We start from the raw sequence: 21,654 nt of genomic DNA, 5'->3' as shown, positions 1-21,654 counted from the left end.
TGATTTTTGAACGGTTCGCCTGTGTAAGCGGCCTGTTGGACCCAGTATTCAAACTTATTCTCGGCCCCAGCCCAAAATAGACTGAAGCGCTTTCATGGCTCTTTTCAGGATCTGTTGCATGGCTGACTTACTCCCTTCCCCGCGCCCGGCCACGTTTCAAGGCCGGCACTACCCATTGCTTGAAAGTGCCCTGTCGCCGTGGCTGAAAACCACCGCCCCGCACCGCCTGGATGCCTTGCAGGCCGTCGGGCTCCAGGACCCGGCGCCCTACCCGAACGCCGCGCCGGCGCAGCACGCCAACCTGCGGCAGGCTATCGCCGGCCACTGGCAAGCCCTCAACACCCTGGATAAGCGCCTCCAGCCCCTCAATGATCTGTATGCCTACGCCGAGCGCATCCTGGGCGGCGCGCTAAGCGCCGACTATGGTCCGATTGATGTGCGCAACACCTATGTGCGCCTGTATGTCAAAGCGTCGACAGCCTGGTGGGTACATGACTTCAAGTCAGGCGTCACCAGCCATACGCTGTCGCTGCTGGATGCGGCGCTGCATAACTTTGCCGCCACCGACAGCTTTGTCGACTATGCCTTCCTGTCTGGCGCCGATGCCCGTGGGCAGCAGCGCAGCCTGACCTTCAAGCACAAGACCCGCGGCACGCCCCTGACCGCCGAGGGTTTCAAGCAACTGTGCCGCGCACTGAACATCGGCGGGCACTACCGTGAACATCTGAAGATTGTCATGGGTGTCTACAACCCCACGGTGGCCCGCGACCTGCGCCGCCAGGTGATCGCCCAGCACCAAGCCGCGTTGAAGGCCGCCGCCCACCTGGCCCTGGTCAAGGGCGACCTGGCCCAGGATGCCTGTGACGAAGTGCTCGCGCTGATCGCTGGCAACACCGCCCTGCGCCTGGATGGCCAGGTGCTTGCCGGCCACACCCTGGACCTGATGAACACTCGCCTGACCGGCATCCTGCTGTTCTGCGCCACACCCCACTCGGCGGCGCGGGTGATTGCCTATGTGCCGGACGACCCCGCGCACCCCCTCAAGCAATACCCCACGCCCCTGGCCTTCATTCGCGAACTGACCCGCCAGTTGCGTGACAGCGAACGCTATCAGGTGTTCTTCAGCCGCTTTGTCGACCATGATCAGCGCGGCTTTTTTTTCGCCAACCTCAATACCCGCCTGAGCCGGGTGCAGTGGCGCGCCAAAGCCGCGACCGATAGCCAACCGACCTGGCAAGACACGCCCCTGGACCATCCCCACCTGCAATTCCATGTGCAGCCCATTGCCGACGACTACCAGAACCGCGCGCATTCAAGCGGCAACAATGACCTGTGGCACTACCGTTACCGGGTGCACCTGAACAAAGTGCTCAATGACGCCCAGGACATTGCCGTCTCGACCAGCCGCGTCGACCGCCTGGCCCGCCAGGCCTGGTGGGACAACCTGGGGCGAATCCTCGGCGATATCCTCAACGCCGCCTTGCAAGTGCTCACCCCGTTTGTGCCGGGGCTGGGGGAAGTGATGCTCGCCTACACCGCCTATCAGCTCACCGACCAGGTGTTCGAGGGGGTGCTCGACTGGGCCCAGGGCCGGGGCACAGAGGCGGCGCAGCATTTGATCGGGGTGGCCCAGGACCTGGTGCAGTTCGGCCTGTTCGCCGCCGGCATCCAGGTGGCGGCGCCGCTGCGCCTCAAGCTGTCGGCGTTTGTCGAAGGGCTCACGCCAGTGACGCTCGCCGACGGCCGCCGGCGCCTGTGGAACCCGGACCTGGCGCCCTATGTCGCCGACCCGGGCGCACCCGCAGATCAACCGTTAATGCGCCACGAGGGTGCGCAGTATCAGGTGCAACACGGGCGCATCGTCCACCCGCGCCGCGCGGATGCCTACCGGCCCCACGTGCATCGGCGCGGCAATGGCATCGTGGTGCATGAAGCCGAGCAGCCGCAAACCTGGGACAGCTCCACCCTGATGCGCCGCCTCGGGCCCAGGGCCGAGGCTTTCAGCGCCGCGCAACTGGAGCAGATCCGCCGCACCAGTGGCTGCGATGACGACCAGTTGCGCAGCCTGTACCTGCATGAGCAGCCTCTGCCGCCGTTGCTGGCCGACACCCTGAACCGCTTCGAGGCCTACGCCAGCGCACAACAGGCCAGCGCGCAGATCCGCGCAGGCATGCCCCTGGCCCCAGACTCCGCCTGGTTCGAGCAAACCGTCACCGAACTGGAGGGCTGGCCCCAGGACAAGGCCCTGCAAGTGTTCCTCAGCGCCAGCCTGAGCGGCGATTCGCACCGCTACGGCAACCTCGCTGCGGCGCCTGCCGACACCCTGCGCCTGAGTGTGGCGCAAGTCATGTCCGGCCAGTTGCCGGAACAGGTACTGGCTTTTCTCGATGAGCCGCAAACCCGTGCCCTGCTCGGCGCCCAGGTGCCCAAGGCCCAGCAAGTGCAACACCTGCGCGAGCAACTGGCGGCCTACGTCACCCGCCAGGCGCCAGAGATCGGCCAGTACGCCCATCATCTGCGCGAGCTGTCCGATGAGCCGGGTATCCGCCTGCTGCGCGAGCATTTCGCGCAGATGGATTCGAGCGTGGCGCGGGCCTTGCTCGCCACTGCCGATGAAGCCGAGCGCAACCTGATGGCGACCCAGGGGCGCCTGCCGCTGCGCCTGAAAAACCTCGCCCGCGAATTGCACTTCAGCGCCGGCACCAGCCACGCCTATGAAGGTTTCTACTTCCCCTGGCGCCAGAGTATCGACAGCGAACGCATGCTGCTCGGCACCCTCAAACGCCACAGCGATTGGTTTGCCGACCTGCACCTGCAAATCCGCGAGCACAGCGCAGATGGGCGGCTGCGCTGCGAGGCAGGGCCGGCCAACGCCAGTACCCGGCGCATCCTGGTCAGGAAAGACCACCTGGGCTACGAAGTGCGCGATGCCGAGCACCGCAAGCTGCATGACCTCGACACCCTGTACGAAGCCCTGCTGCACGCCGCCCCCCTCGACAGCCGCCGGGCCCTGGGCCTTGGCCCCGGCCAGGGCGAAGGTTTGCGGCATTGGCTGCTGACCACCCTTGAGCCTCTGGCCGAACGCCGCGCCGCCCTGGCCCAACCGCCGGTCCCACGCCACGCCGACCCGCAAACGCTGAAGCTGCTAGGCAAACCCATACCCGTGCGCACTGCGGTACTCAGAAGTGCAGACGCGTTGATCCTGAACGCCTTGAAGACAGTCTTTGCGCACCAGAGCGAAGCGCGCATCCTGGCCTTTATGGACAAGGTCGGCCACGAGCAGATCGGCCCCCGGGTCAACCAGTTAATCGTTGAACATTACCGTCTGGACGGCGATCTGGCGCACTGGTCGCGCCAGCCGGGGCATCATCCGCCCGCCATGGAACGGGAGTTGCGCAGTTTCATTCAGGGGCAAGTTCTCGAATGCTGGCAGGACCAGATCCGCGCCGCCACCGAGCCCCTCGGCTCGCGCCTGGACCTCAGCGGCGTGACACTGCCCGATACGCTGCCGCCGTTGCGCGCCGACTTCAGCCATGTCACGGAGCTGAACCTGATCCGCAGTCAGTTCGGCCCGGCCCACGGCCAGTTCCTGCAGCACTTCCCGCAACTGTCGGCCCTGTATCTGGCAGAGAACCCGCTGACCCGCCTGCCTGAGGCAATCCGCGAGCTGCGGCACCTGGAAGACCTCGACCTGGCCGGGTGCCCGCTGACTTTGCCGGTCGAAGACATCACCCGCCTGAAAAACCTGCGCTACCTGCGGCGCCTCAAGCTCAACAACACCCGCGCCCAGCAAGCGCCGGACATCGGGCGCATGCGCGACCTGATACACCTGGACCTCAGCCACAGCCCAATCAAACGCTGGCCCGAGGGGCTGTTCGAGGTGCCGCGACCGGCGCCGTTTTTCTTGAACCTGCAAGGCACCGCGATCACCCGCCTGCCCGCGGTGGCCCTGGGCAGTCGCGAAGCCGCGCTGGTGGCCCGCACCTACCTCAACCGCTCGGCGCTGGACGCCCTGCAACGCGAACAGTTCAAAGCCTACCGCGCGTCGGTCGGCCTGGACCCGGAGCGCACCTATGAACCTCGCGGCGATTGCACGCCGTGGCTGAACTACCTGTCACCGGCCGCCCGGGAAGAAGCCCGGCAAGTCTGGGACGCGCTGGAGCGCGAACATGGCTCCCAGGGTTTGTTCGAGGTGCTCAAGGCCCTGGAGCAGCCGGAGGTGTTCCAGACCCCGCAAGATCAACAACGCTACGCCGCCAACCACCGCCAGTTGACGCAGCAGGTGTGGCTCTTGCTGCAAGCGGCGGTGGTCGACACGCCGCTGCGCAAACGGTTGTTCGAGATGGCCAGCTTCCCCAGCAACTGCCCGGATGCGGGGACGCAGATTTTCAATGAACTGGGGGTCGAGGTGCTGCTCTACCAGATCGAGCACCAGGCGCAGACGCCAGAGGCGCATGAACTGCAACTGGCCACCCTGATCAGGGGCCGGGCGCGCCTGCAACAGCTCAACGATGTGATCCGCACCGATGTGCAACAACGCCTGGCGCCGGTCGCCGAGGGCGGCCAGGGCCTGCGGTTTCTCACCGAAGTGGTCGACGGCGTGGCCGGCCAGGTCGATGAGGTAGAAATCTACCTGGCCTACCAGACCGCACTTGCCGTGCGCCTGGACCTGCCGTGGATCGCCGAGCATATGCTGTACCGCAGCACCGCCCGGGTCAGCGCCGCGCAGATTGACGCGGCCTATGCCCGGGTGCAGGAGCTGGGAAACGGTGACGGCCTGGTCAACCGCATGCTGCTGGACCCGCACTGGCGCGCCTGGCTGCAAAAACGCTATGCCGGCCAATACGCCGAACAGCAGCAGTGGCTCAGGACCCAGCATGAGCAGTTGCTTGATCTGCAAGAGATGTGGGAACAGGTGCCGCAGAAAGTACCGTTACCCGCACAGATCGCTGCCCTGGCCAAGGCGCAGGGCATGACCGAGTCGAACCTGGCAGACCCGCTGAAATTCCAAGCTGCCTGCGAAAAACGTGAGGAGGAACTGGGCTACAACGCCGAGGAGTGGATGCGCCAGCGCACCCGCACCGCCTTGATGGCGGCGCGAGAGCTGCGTAATCGCCGGGCTAGCCGCTGATTTCAATCACCCTTTCGGCCGCGCCTTCCACCAGGAAAAACCGATAGATCCGCCCGGCCTGTTTGTCGAAGCTGAACACCCGGCCAGGGAAGATGTGGTTCTTGGTCACGGGCGCGCAGTCCAGGCGATCGGCCACGGCGCAGTCCTTGAACTCGTCTACCACCACCACGGTGTTACCGGCGTTGCGCAAGGTGTAGCGCTGGCCGCCGTTCTCGACACGGGTGTCGAAGCGGCTCTGGCTGGGGCGTACGAAGAACACCGTGCCGTAGCCGGACATCACCCGCACCCCGCCCGCCAGCGAGGCCTCATAGGCGGTGCGGTCTTCGTCGCTGACACCGAACTCGTCGTCCTTCTCCGGCGCCACCGGCAGGTAGCGCACGCGGAAGTAACGCTCGCGGTCGCGCTCGCCCATAAACAGCAGGCGCGTGCTCTGCATGGCGTTGGCCGGCACGATCAGGCGCGCCGGGCTGGCCATCAGGCCATCGCGTACCAGGCCAGTGCCGGCCTGGTCCTTGAGCGGCACTTCGTCATAGCTGCCGTCGGGTTTGTAGAGCATTTCGGTGATGTCGACCTTGACGAACGCGGTGCTGGTGCCGCCATTGAACACGCGCTTGAGGTAAGTGTTCTTGTCGCCGTTCATGTAGTCGTAGAAGTCACCGACATTGATCGCCGGTCCCGCCTGGGCATTCAGCGACCACAGGCACATTCCCAGTGCTGCAAACAGGTATTTCATAAGCACCTCATTGATTACGGGCGCAGCGCGTCGAAGATCAGATGCACACTGCCAAAATAGTCGCCGGCCACATAACCGTCCTCGGGCTCGACGGCGGAAATTTCCAGCTGCACACGTTTGCCGGCCCGCGCTTGCTCGGCAGAGACCACTTGGGTATCGGTCAAATCCAGCAACTGGCCGTTGAACTCGACATTGAGCAGGATCAGGCGCCGGCCATTGGACAGGGTCGGCAACTGACCCAGGCGCGCGACAATGCCGCCGCCGCTGTTCTTCACGTCGAACTGTTCGCGCAGCGGCTTGAGCGTGCGGGTCACCAGGTTCCAGGTCATTTCCTGCTGGCGCTCAAGGAACGCGGGGCGGATCGGCAGCACATAAAAGTCTGCGGTGGGAATGCTCACCGTGACGTCAAACACCTGTTCTTCGCGAATCGCCAGGGCCTGGGTACTGAGCAGGGCCACGGCGAGCAGCAGCAGGGTTGCCGTCAGCACCTTGCACAATTTGCCCGAGCGGCGCGGGGGTTCGGGGGCGCGTTGAATGATCATCAGCCTTTGACCTCGTAGTGTTTTTTCGCGCGGCCCTCGACCAGCGTAAAGCGGTAGGTACGCCCGGCCTCTTTGGCAAAGCTGAAGCTGCGCCCCGGCAGGATGTGGTTCTTGGTCACGGGCAGGCACTCCTGGGTCTGGCCAGTGGGGCAGTCCTTGAACTGATCCACCACCACCACGCTGTTGCCGTCGTTGTGCAGACCATAGGCGTCGTTGCGCTCATCGACACGGGTGGCGAAGCGGCTGTGTTTGGGCCGCACGAAAAACACCGTGCCAAACCCAGCCAGTACCGTGACCCCGGCCGACAGGCTATTTTTGTAGGTCTCGCGCTCTTCACTGGACACCACAAAGCCGTCTTCGGGCTCTGGCATCACCGGCACAAAACGCAGGCGGAAATAACGCTCCTTGTCGCGCTGGCCGAGGTACAGCAGGCGCGTGCCCTGCATGCCATTGGCCGGCACGATCAGCCGCGCCGGGGTCGCCACCAAGCCGTCACGGGCGGTGTTTTCGGGGTTGCTTTTAAGTTCGACTTCTTCGGAAGTGCCGTCGGCGTTGTAGACAATCTCCATCACCGACACCTTGATAAACGCCGTGCTGTCGCCGCTGTTGAACACCCGCTTGAGGTAGGTGCTCTTGTCCTCAGCCAGGTAGTCGTAGAACACGCCGACATTGATGTTCGGCGCGCCCATCGACAGCGGCAGCCAGCAGAGCGTGCACAGCGCCAACAGATATTTCATACCCATACACCTCATTTAAAGCTCCGAATCCCAGACCACCGTGACCTGGCCCGCATAGGTGGTGCCGCCACGCTCCAGCATCTGGTCGGCGTACTCTTTCTTGACCTCGAAGTGCAACGTGCCGGGCCGGCGGTTGACGTAGAAAGTCGGTTGCAACATCTCGGTGCCGACGCCACTGAGCAACAGCGGTTGGCGGATCACCCCGGCGCCATCCTCACGGTTGAGGCCGTGGGGCAGGCTGACGGCGACATCCACCGGCACCTCGTGACCGTCGCTGGTGTTGCGCAAGGCACAGGTGTCGCCGATCACCCGCTCGCAGGTCATCTGCATTTTGAAGCGTGACGAGGCAGAGATATTGAAGGTCTGGTCGCGAAACAGCCGCGCCGGTTTGCGGCCCTGGTTGACCCAGGCTTGCCAGCCGCCCTGGGGCACCAACTCGACGCGGTTGCCGCCCGGCGGGACCTCCACCTGGAGTTGGTGCTGCACTTCTAGGTTGAAGTTGAAGGTCAGTTGGTTGTCGGTGGGGATCAGCACATCACCAAAGTCATAGTCACCCCGTGGCCCCAGGGTGTAGGTCAGGCTGCCGGTGTACTCGCCACTGGACATACCCAAGGGGTTGGGCGTGCGGATCTCATAGGCGTACTCCATTTGGTAGATACGCATGTAGTCAAGGTCCTGGGACGGCTTGCGACTGCACACCCCGGCGCCTTCCGGGACGATCCAGAAGTAGGTCGCCGTTTGCCGACCCGCCGCAAGGTGGCCAGTACTGACGCAAGGGCTTGGGGCCCTGAGCCATTGAGTCGTCCAAAAAAAACCCGGTTGGGCCCAGCCCGACACGCCCGGCGGATAGGAAACCTGCCACAGCCCACCGAAGCCGGCGATGCGCATCTGCACGGTCTCCACTTCCCCGGTGCGGGTGTGGGTGACTTGTGCATCACGCCAACTGGAGGGCACCTGCACCATAAAACCCTGGCGCTCATCTTCGTGGTTGGCCTGGATCGGCGCGTTGCTCAGGGCGTCGAACGCCGGGATCCGCAGGCTGAACAAGTTCAGCGCCTTGCACTGGCTGGGAATGTGCGACTGACAGATAGAACTGACCGGCGTGGTATTGCGAAACGTGTTCACAAAAGGGTTGCCAGGGTCCGGGGTAAATACCGCCGTGATGTCCTGGGTCAGGGCCAGCGCCGTGGAGCTGCACAACAGTGCCGCGCCCGCGACCCCAAGCTGGGTGATCAAGGTGCTGATACGTCTCATGGTGCTAGGCAATCTCGTCATGACCCTCAACCTGCGGTCTGAGTGGTAAAAGTGGAATCGGCCAGGGTGTCCGGCGTGCAGCGCAGGTCGCCGATCATCAGCACGTCGTCGGCCTCCCGCGCGCCGCTGGTGTCGAGGCGGAACTGGCAGAGCAGGCGGTTATCGCGGCGCACTTCGAGGGTGGGCGAGCTGGCGTTCATTTCCAGGGAGAAGAACCCGTCGACCTCGCTCACCCCACGGCTGGCGTGGTTGATGATGTGATGGCCCTTGAGCGGCTTGCCCTCGGGGTCCACCAGGCGCCCGAGCACCGTGACACTGCGCATCACGCTGACCTTGCGGTAGTCCACGCCACCCTTGTTCAGGTGGTAGGCAGCGCGCGGCGGCTGGATACTGGCCGCAGGCGCGTGGTTGCCGTCGAAGTCGAAGCTGACCGAGCTGCCCTTGTAGGCGGTGATCGGAATAAAGTTGCGCCCCGGACGCAGGACCGTGCTGCCACCGCTCAAGTCATCGGCGCGCAGGACGATGTCATCGACATCGGTTTCTACGTCGACAATCATTCCCGAGCCCGCGCCGGAGTATTGGCTGGTCAGCACCATCCGGTTGCCGCCTAAGGCGAAGGTGCTGTCCAGGTTCAGGCCACCGGTGAGGTCGTTGTTAAACGATGAGCGCTGGACAAAACCATCACCATTGACGCTGTCGGTCTGGAAGCTGGCCATGCCCGACAGGCCCACGCCATAGGTGTCGGCCAGTACCGTGCCCGAGACGCTTTGCAGCACGTGGTCTTGCAGGTCGCGGCGGTAGCTCAGTGAGGCATTGTTGTCACGTTCGCCCTCGCGGGAGGTGCGCGTGCCGATACTCGCCGCCCACTGCTCGCCTGGGCCGCCCAGGGCCAGGCTGACGCTCAGGTCGACCCCACGGTTACGCTTGTCGCCAGTGCTGGCACTGGCCGGGCGGTCGAACAGCGACAAGCGCCAGTTGGCGTCGCTGCCAAACAGATGGCTGCGTTCGTTCCAGCCCAGGTCCAGGCCGGTACCTTGCACATTGCCTTCGCTGTAGGACAGCCGCGCGCTGATGGAGCGCAGGTTGCTCAAGCGATGGCTGAGAGAGACCGACGACAGGCTGGTCTGGCCGACAAACACATCGCGCTGGCGAATGCGCGTACCGTCGGGCAGGGTTTCGTAGGTGTTGCGGGTATCCAGCCAACTGCGGGTGTGGCTGAACACCACGCTGCCCAGGCCGTAGTTATAGAGGCTGTTGAGGTCCACGCCGGTGCCGTAGTCATCGGTCTGGTAGACGTTGGCGTAGAGGCTGAAGTTATTGGCCAGGCTCCAGTCGATGGACGTGCCGTACTGCATGCTGTCCTTGACCTGGCGCCCGGACAGCCCAAGCACCACTCGTGGGTGCGCCAGGTAGTTGACCGAGGCTCCGGCGGTCAGGTCGCCGCTGGACTGGTTGTCCCAGTTGCTCAGCAGCTTGCTTTCCTGGCCGGCAAACACGTTATAGCGCCAGCGGTTGTCGAGGTTGCGCCAGTTGTTGGGCTTGTACACCAACTCCTGGGTGGTGTTGGTGACCTGGCCGTCTTCGAGCAGGCGCACTTCCACTTCATAGATCCCGCCGGGCAACGGCCGCGTATCCAGGCTTTGCAGGCCAGTGCCGACCGCCTGGGTGTTGATCAGCAGGCCGTTGCGGTAGATCTCCACCGAACCCTGGCGGTTGGCGGTGACGTAGATGGGGTAGATGCTCGGCTTGGGGTTGCTGATCATCAGGCTGTCGGAGCTGCCATACATCACGCCTACGGCGGTGTCGGGGCTGGCGCCGAAGGTTCGCAGTTGGCGGGTCAGGCCTTCGGCGTTGGGCGTGAAGTAACCCAGGCGCAGGAATTGCCCGTGCAATTCACGCTGGCCGTAGAGCGAGTACACCGCGTGGTTGAGGTCGTCATCATCCGGCCCGCCCAGGCGCGAGAACTGCATGTTCAAGACCTGGTTCCAGTTACCCAGGCTGCCGCTGGCATCCAGGCCCAGGCGTCCGCCGAGGTCCTGGCCCTGGCCGCCGCTGATATTGAGTTGGTTACGCACGATCAAGCCGCTGCTGCCTGCGGTGGGCAGGGTGTAGTACTGGGATTGGAGGCCATCGCGCTCGGCGTTCTCGGTCAGCAAGGTGACCAGGGACTTTTCCAGGTTGTAGTGCACTGCCAGCAATTGCTCCGGGCAATCAATGGCGCAGGTGCCCAGGGACACGCCCTGCTTGAGGTAGTCACCCCAGCGGTCGCGGTCGATGTCCTTGATCACACTGCCTTCGTGGTCAGTGAAATCCAGCAGGGTCAGGCGGTCATCGCGGGTCAGGACGATCATCGCCTCGGACACAAACTCCTGGTCCAGTTCGACCCGTACCGCCAATGGCACATCAAAAAAATGCTCTTCAAAGTCCGCCGGTAAACCCTTGGCCTGGGACAGCAAACTTCTTGGGGTTGTGCCAGTTGCCGCGTCAGCTGCAAACGCCCCCGTACAAAACAACAAGGCAAGCGCTGCCGCGATGAGAATCATCGGGAACATGAACGGATACTCTGATTACGCTCAGGGGAAGACTTGAATACCGATCAACCGACAGCGGCTGCCTGTCGATCGGTAGAGGTCAAGCAACAAGCCAGGACTTATTGATCAACGCGCCGCGCTCAAGGGTTGGAGACGCGTGGCACGTGGTCGAACACCACGGTGAAGTCGGTGGTGAACAGGCCCGCATCGGTGTCGGCTGGCTTGGCAGCGGCGACCACCATGTCGGCCTGGGTGCCTGGGGTCGAGCTGGCGTCATCGACAACTTGCTGCGGGTTAGCGGTCAGAGTCACGCCGTTGAAGGTGGTGGTCAGGGGAATGGAGGAAGTGCCGTTAGTCAGGGAAGCCGGGCCACCCTGGATGTAGGCGTTGATCGAACCGTCGGTGTTTTTTACCGCATAAGTGGCCCGCAGCGAGCTCAACTGACCGGTGACGGTGTTGTAGGTCATGGTTTCGTCCTTACCGAAGTCCGGATCCAGCGGCTGGGCGTGGAACTGCTTGGTAGGAATCGAGGCCTTGATGTTGATCACGCTGGTGGCTTCACCGGCAGCAAACACGCTGGAGGAAGCGACGGCCAGCAAGGCCAGTGGCAGGGCGAGAGCAGTTTTTTTCAGCATCGTTAAATACCTGTTGGTGCTTTTTAAGTAAGTTAAAGATTCGAGTCGATCGAAACTTCACGCCGCGCAAAAAACCTAACTTTCAATGAAGAGGTCGAGTCCTAAGACGCAAGTAAATGATCAACCGAATTCAACTTCAGGTAAGCCAGCAAATTCCGTGTAACACGTAGTTTCCAGCCCTTATACACAGGCAGAAAAAAACCTTATTTCTCAATAAATCACGGACTAACTGTCATACATGGAAGACAACTGAAACCTGTTTAACTTACATACTGCAAACATCATTCCGTCAGAAATGTATTACATGCACCCGCACAACTAATCATCACTCGATTTAGAGCAAAGACTCCACGCCTTATTTAAGCCGAGAACTCGTTAGTTTGTAGTGGATATTGCAATTATTTGACGTGGCAGACCGGGTACCGCAGGCAGGAGTGCCAGCCTACCGTTCGTCAGAACACATTGCTCGATCCATAAGATATATCTTACGTTATGTCTTAGATAACCACAGAGAGCAGCACAATGAGAGACCATCATTCCCACCGTGAACCCGGTGACGGCCGCGACGGCTTCGAGAAACGCCCAGGCCGCGAGCGCGGTGGCCGAGGCCCGCGGGTCTTTGCCCCCGGCGACCTGAAAATTCTCCTGCCAGCGCTGATCGCCCAGCAGCCGTGCCACGGCTACGACCTGATCCGCCAGATCGAAGGGCTGTTCGACGGTGCCTACAGCCCCAGCCCCGGAGTGATCTACCCCACCCTGACCTTTCTCGAAGAGAGCGAATTGATCAGTGGCGACGCCGAGGGCGGGAAAAAACGCTACACAATCACCGACGCCGGACGTCTCTTCTTGAGCGAACAGAAAATTGCCCTGGACGGTGTGCGCATGCGCATCGACGTGAGCAAGCGTTCGCTGCGCGGCCATGACCGGCCACCAGAGATCCACGAGGCGGTGCATAACCTGCGCCATGCCTTGCAACTGCACCACGGGCGCTGGAGCCCGGCAGAAATCACGCGTGTCGCGGAGCTGCTCAACAGCACCGCCCAAGCCATTGTGGATGGCCCCGCCGTCCAACCTGTACAGGGGAAAAGTGAATGAACAAGCCCGTCATCCACCGCGTCACCCACGAGATTAAACGCCGCTGCCTGGACGTACTGCGGGTGGTCGATATCACCCCGCGCATGCGCCGCATCACCCTGGGTGGCGAGCAACTGGCCGGGTTTGTCAGCCTGGGCAGCGATGACCATATCAAGCTGCTGTTCCCGCAGAACGCCGCTGAACTGGCTGCGCTGCAAAGCCCGACCTTCGCCATCAAGGGCGAAGGCCCACAACCGGCGATGCGCGACTACACGCCACGGCGTTTCGACCTGGCCATTGGCGAGCTGGATATCGACTTTGTACTGCATGGCGACGGCCCGGCGTCGACCTGGGCCGAACAGGCTGCCGTCGGCCAACACCTGTACATCGGCGGGCCACGGGGCTCGATGATCGTGCCGGATATCTTCGACAGCTACCTGCTGGTGGGCGACGAAACCGCGATCCCGGCCATTGCCCGACGCCTGGAAGAACTGCCGGCCGGGCGCACGGTGCTGGCGGTGATTGAAATTGCCGATGTGCATGAAAAGCAGGCGCTTGGCAGTGCGGCTAATGTCGAGGTGATCTGGGTGGTGCGCGGGATCGATGACCTGCTGAGCACCGTGGAGAACCTGCAGCTACCGGGTGGATCGCTGTATGCCTGGGTCGCCACCGAGACCAAGCTGTCGCGCCAGGTTCGGCGGGTGCTGCTGGATAAACATCAGCTTAACGACGAGTTCGTCAAGGCGGTAGGCTACTGGCGGGCCGAGGGCAGCAGCGAAGAATAGGACTTACTCGGTCAAAATGTGGGAGCGGGCTTGCCCGCGATTGCGCTGTATCAGTCGGCACATTTGCTACTGATCCACTGCAATCGCGGGCAAGCCCGCTCCCACATTAGTTCTTGGTTGCCCTGGGGAGCTTGTCCAGCCCTACTATCGCCAACGCCACCGCCACAAACCCCAGCAATATCCCCCCTGCATTCATAAACACCTGTGGATAACCCAAGGTGCCTACATCAATAAACGGGTACTGATACTGCCCCAGCACATGCCCGCGCAGCAGCACATAAACGAAATACACCAGCGGGTAAATCACCCAGTAGCCGATGTGCCCGAAGCGCAACGTGCCCTTGGGCACGCACCACCACCAATAGCCGAGGAACAGCAGCGGCATCACGTCGTGGAGCAGTTCGTCGGCGATGAACTGCCAGCCCTCGGGGCTCCACAAATGCCGCAGCAGCACACTATAGGCCAGCCCTACGACCACGATGCTCACGGTTACGCCGCTGCTGACCGCAGGCTGTAGGAAGAAACTGCGCCCGGCCGAAGGCCGACTCACCAGTGCATAACTCAGCACCACCGCCGCCAGGGTGTTGCTCAGCACCGTGAAGAAACTGAAGAAATTCACCAACCCGCCCAACAGGCTGGCATCGACCAGCCAGCGTGAGTAGAGGATCAAGTATTGCTGGATCGCCAGGCCTGCCCAACCGGCCAGCGCCGCTGCCGCCACATACCGCTTCATGGGATCAGTCCAGCGGGCGTTTGGTGCGCATCAGCTTGACGTACAGGCCTTCGACCTTCTCCCGCGCCCACGGGGTCTTGCGCAAGAAGGTGAGGCTGGACTTGATGCTCGGGTCGTTTTTGAAGCAGCGGATATCGATGCGCTCGGCCAGGCCTTCCCATTCGTAATGCGCCACCAGTGCGGTGAGCACCTGTTCCAGGGTAACGCCGTGCAGGGGGTTGTTGTTCGATGCGGTCATGCCGGGCCTTTGCCAAGTAAATAAAGAGGAAGCCGCGCACCTTAGCCGAGAGGCCAGGCAGGTGGAAGCATTGCCATGATTGTAGGCCCACTCCCGAACCAATGTAGGAGCAAGCTTGCTCGCGAAAAACGTAGGAGCACTACGTGTATTCAGGCTGCCCGCGTCATCGTTGACGATCTTCGCGAGCAAGCTCGCTCCTACAGGGGTTTATGAAAAGTTCCGCTTCCCGGAGGAAAAAGAGATGTTATATTGTAACCATTCATATCCAACCTCTCTGCTTTGCCAAGGAACCCCCGATGTCCCTCTCCCCTCTCTGGCGCCTGACCCCGCTGGCCGCTGCCCTGCTGATCAGTACCCAGGCCCACGCCCTGGAACTGCAACCCCAAGTCATCACCGGCAACCCGCTGGGCAGCCAACAACTGGCCTCGCCAAGCACCGTGCTGGAAGGCGATGACCTGACCCTGCAACAAAAAGGCAGCCTGGGCGAAACCCTGAACAAGCAGCCTGGGGTGTCGTCGTCGTACTTCGGCCCCGGTGCCAGCCGCCCGATCATCCGTGGCCAGGATGGCGACCGCATTCGCATCCTGCGCAATGGTGTCGGCGCGCTGGATGCCTCGTCGTTGTCGTATGACCATGCGGTGCCGCTGGACCCGGTCAACGTCGAGCGCATCGAGATCGTCCGTGGCCCGGCCGCCCTGCTCTACGGCGGCAGCGCCATCGGCGGGGTGGTCAATACCTTCGACAACCGCATCCCCACCGAAGCCATCGAAGGCATCCATGGCGCGGGCGAACTGCGCTACGGCGGCGCCGATACCACCCGCAGCAGCGCGGGCAAACTGGAGGCCGGCAACGGCACCTTCGCCCTGCACCTGGATGCCAGCGCACGGCAATTCAACGACCTGAAAATCCCAGGTTACGCCCGCAGCCGCCACGCTGCGGAAAGCGAAAACGGCCCCGGCAAAAACGGCCGCCTGGGCAACAGCGACGGGCGTCAGGACAGTGGTGCAGTGGGCGGTTCCTACACGTGGGACGACGGTTACGCCGGGTTGTCCTACAGCAACTCCGACAGCAACTACGGCTCGCCCGCCGAACAGGACGTGCGCATCCGCATGCAGCAGGAGCACTACGCCTTCGCGTCCGAGATCCGCAACCTGCAAGGCCCGTTTACCTCGGTCAAACTCGACGCCGGCTACACCGACTACGAACACCGGGAAATCGAAGGCGGCGAAACCGGCACCACCTTCAAGAACAAGGGCTATGAAGCGCGCATCGAGGCGCGGCACCAGCCCTTGGGGCCGTTCGATGGCATCGTCGGTGTCCAGGTCAGCCGTAGCGAATTTTCCGCACTGGGCGAGGAAGCTTTCGTACCGCAAACCGATACCAATGCCGGCGCGCTGTTTATCCTTGAAGAAATGCAGGCCACCGAACGCCTGAAACTGAGCCTGGGCGGGCGCCTGGAACACACCACCGTCGACCCGGATGGCAAAGGCAACGAGCGGTTTGCCAATGCCAACAGCTCCAGCAGCTTCACCGCCGGCAGCCTGTCGTCGGGTGCGGTCTACACCCTGACCCCGATCTGGTCGCTGGCCGCGACCCTGGGCTATACCGAACGCGCGCCGACCTTCTACGAGCTGTATGCCAATGGCGCCCACGTCGCCACCGGCACCTATGAAGTGGGCGATGCCAAGCTGTCCAAGGAAAAAGCCGTGGCCAGCGACCTGGCGCTGCGCTTTGACAATGGCACGCACAAGGGCAGTGTTGGCGTGTTCTACAGCCACTTTTCCAACTACATCGGCCTGCTGAACAGCGGTCGCACCTTGAATGACGAGGGCGAAGAGGCTGCCGATGGCATCCCGGAATACACCTACTCAGGTGTGCGCGCACGTTTCGTCGGCTTCGAAGCCCAGGACCACTGGAAACTTGGCGAAAGTGCCTACGGTAAATTTGCCCTGGAACTGTCGGGTGACTACACCCGCGCCACCAACCTGGATACTGGCGAAGCCCTGCCACGGATTGCTCCGCTGCGTCTGAACAGCGGCTTGCTGTGGGAACTGGATCGCTGGCAAGCGCGCATTGATGTTGAGCATGCTGCTGGCCAGGGCCGGGTGCCTAGCAACGAAAGCGGCACCGATGGCTACACCACGTTGGGCGCCAGTGCCGGCTATCGCTTCAACCTGGGCGGCAGCCAGTGGCTGGCGTTCGTCAACGGCGAGAACCTGACCAACCAGACCGTACGCTATGCCAGCTCGATCCTGCGCGATATCGCGCCGGCGCCAGGCCGTAGTGTGCAGGTGGGCTTGCGCACGACCTTCTAACAGACAGTGATGTTCAACCTGTGGGAGCTATGTGTTGTCTAGCCAAACTCGTGCTGCAAACGAGCCCCCCTGTGGGAGCGGGCTTGCCCGCGATGGCGGTGGGCCAGCCAGCTTATCCGGTGCTGACACAACGCTATCGCTGGCAAGCCAGCTCCCACATTAAATTGTGTTGTCTAGCCAAACCCGTGCTGCAAACGAGCCCCCTGTGGGAGCGGGCTTGCCCGCGATGGCGGTGGGTCAGCCAGCTTATCCGGTGCTGACACAACGCTATCGCTGGCAAGCCAGCTCCCACATTAAATTGTGTTGTCTAGCCAAACCCGTGCTGCAAACGTGCCCCCTGTGGGAGCGGGCTTGCCCGCGATGGCGGTGGGTCGGCCAGCTTATCCGGTGCTGACACAACGCTATCGCAGGCAAGCCAGCTCCCACATTAAATTGTGTTGTCTAGCCAAACTCGTGCTGTAAACGAGCCCCCCTGTGGGAGTGGGCTTGCCCGCGATGGCGGTGGGTCAGCCAGCTTATCCGGTGCTGACACAACGCTATCGCTGGCAAGCCAGCTCCCACATTAAATTCTGTTGTCTAGCCAAACTCGTGCTGTAAACGAGATCCCCTGTGGGAGTGGGCTTGCCCGCGATGGCGGTGGGTCAGCCAGCTTATCCGGTGCTGACACAACGCTATCGCTGGCAAGCCAGCTCCCACATTAAATCGTGTTGTCTAGCCAAACTCGTGCTGTAAACGAGCCCCCCTGTGGGAGTGGGCAAGCCTGCTCCCACATCGCTCTGCGGTATCTGCGCCGACTGTTACCAAATCCGAAATAATCCATCTTGCGATTAGCCCTTTCTCTCCCCGAGCCGGCGCTTTATCCTTGCCTGCAACAAACTGAAACGTTTCATCATTCAGCCAGACCTGACGAGCGTCCATCCCCCGGCCGCCGTTTGCGTACTAAAACCAAAAACTATTAAGACCTGCCCTTGCCTATGCCTGCTTTCCCAACACTGCGCCTGTGCGCTGCGCTGCTGCCTTTGTGCCTGATCGACTGCGCCCAGGCCGCCCCTGCCTTTGACCATGAGTCCCCGTGGATGCTGGGTGATCTTGGCGGTTCCCGGACAGCGCTGTCTGAGCAAGGCTATGACTTCAAGATCGACTACACAGGCGAGATGGGCAGCAACCTGCACGGCGGCTCGGACCATGACCGCACCGCTCGCTATAGCGACCAGTGGGCCTTCGGCAGTCACCTGGATCTGCAGAAGATCCTCGGCTGGCACGACGCCGAGTTCCAACTGACGATCACCGAGCGCAGTGGCAATAACATCAGCAACGACCGCATCAACGACCCGCGGGTCGGCGGCTTTACCTCGTCCCAGGAAGTCTGGGGCCGTGGCCAGACCTGGCGCCTGACGCAGATGTGGTACCAGCAGAAATTCTTCGACCAAAAACTGGATATCAAAGCTGGGCGTTTTGGCGAAGGCGAAGACTTCAACAGCTTCCCCTGCGACTTCCAGAACCTGGCGTTCTGCGGCTCCCAGGTGGGCAATTGGGTCGGTGGCATCTGGTACAACTGGCCGGTGAGCCAATGGGCGCTGCGGGTCAAATACCACCTGACGCCCGAGCTGTACGCGCAAATCGGCGCCTTTGAGCAGAACCCGTCCAACCTCGATCGCGGCAATGGCTTCAAGCTCAGCGGCAGCGGCACCCAGGGCGCCCTATTACCGGTGGAGCTGGTGTGGACGCCAACGTTCCACGACCTGCCGGGCGAATACCGCGCCGGCTACTACTACAGCAGCGCCAAGGCCAGCGATGTGTACAAGGACCGCCACGACCAACCCGCCGCCGTCAGTGGCGAGGCCTATCGCAGCGCCTCCAGCAAGCATGGCGTGTGGCTGGGTGTGCAGCAGCAAGTCACCAGCCTGGCCAGTGACCACTCCCGTGGCTTGAGCGTGTTCGCCAACGCGACGATGCACGATAAGAAAACCAACGCTGTGGATAACTATGTGCAGGCAGGTGTGGTCTACAAAGGCCCCTTCGATGCCCGCGCCCGCGACGATATCGGCTTTGCCGTGGCCCGCGTGCACGTCAACCCGGCCTATCGCAAGAACGCCCAGGCCCGCAACCAGGCCCGTGCGCTCTACGATTTTGACGACGGCGCGTACCTGCCGGTGCAAGACACCGAATACAGCGCCGAGCTCTATTACGGCGTGCACGTCAGCAACTGGCTGACCGTGCGCCCGAACCTGCAATACATCCGTCATCCGGGGGCCGTCGCCCAGGTGGATGACGCGCTGGTCGGCGGGATCAAGCTGCAAGCGTCCTTCTGAATCGCAATAAACGCAATTAGCCCTGAACCAAGCCTGTGCGCAAACGTCATCTACAGTGAACAAGCGCGGGACTACCTTAAACGTCACGGAGAATCACACTATGAGCACTGATGGTGCTTCAAGTCCAAGCCGCCTGCTGCCCAGGTTGCTGGGGATCTTGCTGCTGATCATGGGCCTGGCCTTGTTGGCCGGGGGCATCAAGCTGAGCATGCTCGGCGGGTCGCTGTACTACCTGCTGGCCGGTATCGGCATCACCCTGACCGGCCTCCTGCTGCTGGCCACGCGCCGCGCGGCGCTGGGCCTGTACGCGGTGGTGCTGTTCGCCAGTACGGTGTGGGCCCTGTGGGAAGTCGGCCTGGACTGGTGGCAACTGGTGCCGCGCCTGGCCCTGCTGTTCGCCTTGGGCATCGTCATGCTGCTGCCGTGGTTGCGCCGTCCCCTGCTGCGTGGCCAACCCGCCCCGCTGGGCACCGGCGCGCTGAGCGTGGCCGTGGTGCTGGCCGGCGCAACCGCCATCGCCAGCCAGTTCACCAACCCCGGTGAAATCAAAGGCCAACTGGACCGCGACGCGGTACCGGGCATGACCAATGCCGCGCCGGCCCAGGCCGATGGCGACTGGAATTCCTATGGCCGCTCGGCCTTCGGTGACCGTTACTCGCCGCTGGCGCAGATCACCCCGCAAAATGCCCACAAGCTGGTACCGGCCTGGACTTATCGCACCGGCGACCTGCCTGGCCCGGGCGACCCCGGCGAAACCACTGCGGAAAACACCCCGCTGAAAGTCAACGGCATGCTCTACGTGTGCACCCCGCACAGCCAGGTGATTGCCCTTGACCCGGATACCGGCAAGGAAATCTGGCGTTTCGACCCCAAGCTCTCGACGCAAAAAGCCGCGAACTTCAAGGGTTGGGCACACATGACCTGCCGTGGCGTGTCGTATCACGATGACGCAGCCTATGCCGCCACCGAGCAAAGCCCGGCCACCGGCGCCGCTGCGCCAGCCGCCAATGCCTGCCCGCGCCGCATCTTCCTGCCGACTGCCGACACCCGCCTGATCGCCCTGAACGCCGACACCGGCAAGATGTGTGAAGACTTCGGCGACAAAGGCCAGGTCGACCTGGGCGCCAACATCGGCACGTTCGCCCCCGGTGGCTACTACTCCACCTCGCCGCCAGCCGTCACCAAGAACCTGGTGGTGATTGGCGGTCACGTCACCGATAACGTCTCCACCGACGAGCCGAGCGGCGTGATCCGCGCGTTCGACGTGCACACCGGCAAGCTGGTGTGGAACTGGGACAGCGGCAACCCGGACGACACCACGCCGATTGCCGAAGGCAAGACCTACACCCGCAACTCGCCCAACATGTGGTCGATGTTCGCGGTCGATGAAAAACTCGGCATGCTCTACCTGCCGATGGGCAACCAGACCCCGGACCAGTTCGGTGGCTACCGTACCCCGGCTTCCGAGCTGCATGCTGCCGGCCTGACTGCCCTGGATATCGACAGCGGTAAAGTGCGCTGGCATTTCCAGTTCACTCACCATGACCTGTGGGACATGGACGTGGGCGGCCAGCCAAGCCTGATCGACATCAAGACCGCCGCCGGCGTGAAGCAAGCCGTGATGGCCTCGACCAAGCAAGGCAGCATCTACGTGCTCGACCGCGCAACGGGCGAGCCGGTGGTGCCGATCAACGAAATCCCGGTACCGCAAGGTGCGGTCGCGGGCGATCACACCTCGCCAACCCAGCCCAAGTCCGACCTCAACTTCATGCCACCGCCCCTCAAGGAACGTGACATGTGGGGCGTGACCCCGTTCGACCAACTGCTGTGCCGGATCGACTTCAAGTCCCTGCGCTACGACGGCCCGTTCACCCCGCCCTCGCTGCAAGGCTCGATCGTCTACCCAGGCAACTTCGGCGTGTTCGACTGGGGCGGCATCTCGGTTGACCCGGTACGCCAGATCGCGTTCGTCAACCCAAGCTACATGGCGTTCAAGTCGACCATGATCCCGGCGGAAAAAATCGCCGCCATGGGCCCGCGTGTCAGCGAGACCGAAGGCGTGCAGCCGAACAAAGGCACCCCTTATGGCGTGGTCCTGGAAGCGATGCTCTCGCCCATGGGCCTGCCGTGCCAGGCGCCGGCCTGGGGTTATGTGGCCGCTGTGGACTTGACCAACAACAAGACCATCTGGATGCACAAGAACGGCACCGTGCGTGACAGCTCGCCAGTGCCCATCCCCCTGAGCATGGGCGTGCCAAGCCTGGGCGGGACCTTCACCACGGCCGGTGGCGTGTCCTTCCTCAGCGGTACCCTCGACCAGTACCTGCGTGCCTATGATGTGAAAAACGGCAAGCAACTGTGGGAAGGCCGCCTGCCTGCGGGCGCGCAAACCACCCCGATGACCTACACCGGCAAGGACGGCAAGCAATACGTGCTGGTCGTGGCGGGCGGTCATGGTTCCCTGGGGACCAAGCAGGGTGACTATGTGATGGCGTTCAAGCTGGCGGATTAAGCGACAGCTGCAACAAAAAACCCCGGGATTCCGGGGTTTTTTATTTGAAATACCGTTCAAATGTGGGAGCTGGCTTGCCTGCGATAGCGGTGGGTCAGTGCAACATATGCCAACTGATCCAC

14 protein-coding genes are annotated in these 21,654 nt (G+C 62.6%); 6 read left to right on the top strand and 8 right to left on the bottom strand.

Going from position 1 to position 21,654, the window contains the following annotated elements:
- The first annotated feature begins 118 nt into the window (after positions 1-118).
- Positions 119-5,131 carry an NEL-type E3 ubiquitin ligase domain-containing protein gene (locus AC19YY_RS01620; RefSeq protein ID WP_500603795.1) on the top strand — a complete coding sequence of 1,671 codons (5,013 nt, stop codon included), beginning with the start codon at positions 119-121 and terminating at the stop codon, positions 5,129-5,131.
- Here the strand turns inward: AC19YY_RS01620 and AC19YY_RS01615 are convergent.
- The 6 genes from AC19YY_RS01615 to AC19YY_RS01590 form a co-directional block, all read right to left on the bottom strand.
- Entirely contained in the window at positions 5,121-5,864 is a 744-nt protein-coding gene (locus AC19YY_RS01615; protein ID WP_170041806.1) for a molecular chaperone, read from the bottom strand. The genes AC19YY_RS01620 and AC19YY_RS01615 overlap by 11 nt on opposite strands.
- 14 nt (positions 5,865-5,878) lie before the next feature.
- The gene (locus AC19YY_RS01610) at positions 5,879-6,406 is read right to left on the bottom strand and encodes a CS1 type fimbrial major subunit (protein ID WP_169954485.1); all 528 of its coding nucleotides are present in this window, start codon (positions 6,404-6,406) and stop codon (positions 5,879-5,881) included.
- On the bottom strand, positions 6,406-7,143 hold the full coding sequence (locus tag AC19YY_RS01605; RefSeq protein ID WP_169954486.1) for a molecular chaperone: 738 nt from the start codon (positions 7,141-7,143) through the stop codon (positions 6,406-6,408). The genes AC19YY_RS01610 and AC19YY_RS01605 overlap by 1 nt, the downstream gene beginning before the upstream one ends.
- 15 nt (positions 7,144-7,158) lie before the next feature.
- Positions 7,159-8,397: a hypothetical protein gene (locus AC19YY_RS01600; protein WP_500603794.1), complete on the bottom strand. Its 1,239-nt coding sequence runs from the start codon at positions 8,395-8,397 to the stop codon at positions 7,159-7,161.
- Positions 8,398-8,423: 26 nt separating this feature from the next.
- A complete protein-coding gene (locus AC19YY_RS01595) occupies positions 8,424-10,949 on the bottom strand; it encodes a TcfC E-set like domain-containing protein (protein WP_500603793.1) in 2,526 nt (841 codons plus the stop codon).
- A 119-nt stretch (positions 10,950-11,068) separates the two neighbouring features.
- A complete protein-coding gene (locus AC19YY_RS01590) occupies positions 11,069-11,563 on the bottom strand; it encodes a CS1 type fimbrial major subunit (RefSeq protein ID WP_169954488.1) in 495 nt (164 codons plus the stop codon).
- 522 nt (positions 11,564-12,085) lie between these two features.
- On the opposite strand from AC19YY_RS01590, the gene AC19YY_RS01585 reads away from it, so the two are divergent.
- Complete coding sequence (locus AC19YY_RS01585; RefSeq protein WP_169954489.1) at positions 12,086-12,658, top strand: PadR family transcriptional regulator; 573 nt, start codon at positions 12,086-12,088, stop codon at positions 12,656-12,658.
- Entirely contained in the window at positions 12,655-13,422 is a 768-nt protein-coding gene (locus AC19YY_RS01580) for a siderophore-interacting protein (protein ID WP_492633677.1), read from the top strand. Before AC19YY_RS01585 ends, AC19YY_RS01580 begins: the two co-directional genes overlap by 4 nt.
- Before the next feature lie 106 nt (positions 13,423-13,528).
- Here AC19YY_RS01580 and AC19YY_RS01575 read toward each other — a convergent pair whose 3' ends face one another.
- Positions 13,529-14,155: a Pr6Pr family membrane protein gene (locus AC19YY_RS01575; RefSeq protein ID WP_170041803.1), complete on the bottom strand. Its 627-nt coding sequence runs from the start codon at positions 14,153-14,155 to the stop codon at positions 13,529-13,531.
- A 4-nt stretch (positions 14,156-14,159) separates the two neighbouring features.
- On the bottom strand, positions 14,160-14,393 hold the full coding sequence (locus AC19YY_RS01570; RefSeq protein ID WP_057438302.1) for a VF530 family protein: 234 nt from the start codon (positions 14,391-14,393) through the stop codon (positions 14,160-14,162).
- Positions 14,394-14,689: 296 nt separating this feature from the next.
- On the opposite strand from AC19YY_RS01570, the gene AC19YY_RS01565 reads away from it, so the two are divergent.
- From AC19YY_RS01565 to AC19YY_RS01555, 3 genes are all read left to right on the top strand, one after another.
- Positions 14,690-16,708 carry a TonB-dependent receptor gene (locus tag AC19YY_RS01565; RefSeq protein ID WP_500603792.1) on the top strand — a complete coding sequence of 673 codons (2,019 nt, stop codon included), beginning with the start codon at positions 14,690-14,692 and terminating at the stop codon, positions 16,706-16,708.
- Between the two features lie 974 nt (positions 16,709-17,682).
- Positions 17,683-19,020, top strand: a complete 1,338-nt coding sequence (locus AC19YY_RS01560; protein ID WP_500603939.1) for a carbohydrate porin — start codon at positions 17,683-17,685, stop codon at positions 19,018-19,020.
- Between the two features lie 100 nt (positions 19,021-19,120).
- On the top strand, positions 19,121-21,532 hold the full coding sequence (locus AC19YY_RS01555) for a glucose/quinate/shikimate family membrane-bound PQQ-dependent dehydrogenase (protein ID WP_169954493.1): 2,412 nt from the start codon (positions 19,121-19,123) through the stop codon (positions 21,530-21,532).
- The last annotated feature ends 122 nt before the right edge of the window (positions 21,533-21,654 follow it).

The sequence above is a fragment of the Pseudomonas sp. MF09156 genome (assembly GCF_059862305.1).
The sequence above is the reverse complement of the archived record's forward strand: the minus strand, read 5'-3'. Positions and strand labels throughout refer to the sequence as shown.

Bases quoted from the DNA above. Each gene is read 5' to 3' on its own strand.
- AC19YY_RS01590 (WP_169954488.1), bottom strand. From the start codon at position 11,563: ATGCTGAAAAAAACTGCTCTCGCCCTGCCACTGGCCTTGCTGGCCGTC.
- AC19YY_RS01585 (WP_169954489.1), top strand. From the start codon at position 12,086: ATGAGAGACCATCATTCCCACCGTGAACCCGGTGACGGCCGCGACGGC.
- AC19YY_RS01570 (WP_057438302.1), bottom strand. From the start codon at position 14,393: ATGACCGCATCGAACAACAACCCCCTGCACGGCGTTACCCTGGAACAG.
- AC19YY_RS01605 (WP_169954486.1), bottom strand. From the start codon at position 7,143: ATGAAATATCTGTTGGCGCTGTGCACGCTCTGCTGGCTGCCGCTGTCG.
- AC19YY_RS01555 (WP_169954493.1), top strand. From the start codon at position 19,121: ATGAGCACTGATGGTGCTTCAAGTCCAAGCCGCCTGCTGCCCAGGTTG.
- AC19YY_RS01615 (WP_170041806.1), bottom strand. From the start codon at position 5,864: ATGAAATACCTGTTTGCAGCACTGGGAATGTGCCTGTGGTCGCTGAAT.
- AC19YY_RS01595 (WP_500603793.1), bottom strand. From the start codon at position 10,949: ATGTTCCCGATGATTCTCATCGCGGCAGCGCTTGCCTTGTTGTTTTGT.
- AC19YY_RS01565 (WP_500603792.1), top strand. From the start codon at position 14,690: ATGTCCCTCTCCCCTCTCTGGCGCCTGACCCCGCTGGCCGCTGCCCTG.
- AC19YY_RS01560 (WP_500603939.1), top strand. From the start codon at position 17,683: ATGCCTGCTTTCCCAACACTGCGCCTGTGCGCTGCGCTGCTGCCTTTG.
- AC19YY_RS01600 (WP_500603794.1), bottom strand. From the start codon at position 8,397: ATGAGACGTATCAGCACCTTGATCACCCAGCTTGGGGTCGCGGGCGCG.
- AC19YY_RS01580 (WP_492633677.1), top strand. From the start codon at position 12,655: ATGAACAAGCCCGTCATCCACCGCGTCACCCACGAGATTAAACGCCGC.
- AC19YY_RS01575 (WP_170041803.1), bottom strand. From the start codon at position 14,155: ATGAAGCGGTATGTGGCGGCAGCGGCGCTGGCCGGTTGGGCAGGCCTG.
- AC19YY_RS01610 (WP_169954485.1), bottom strand. From the start codon at position 6,406: ATGATCATTCAACGCGCCCCCGAACCCCCGCGCCGCTCGGGCAAATTG.
- AC19YY_RS01620 (WP_500603795.1), top strand. From the start codon at position 119: ATGGCTGACTTACTCCCTTCCCCGCGCCCGGCCACGTTTCAAGGCCGG.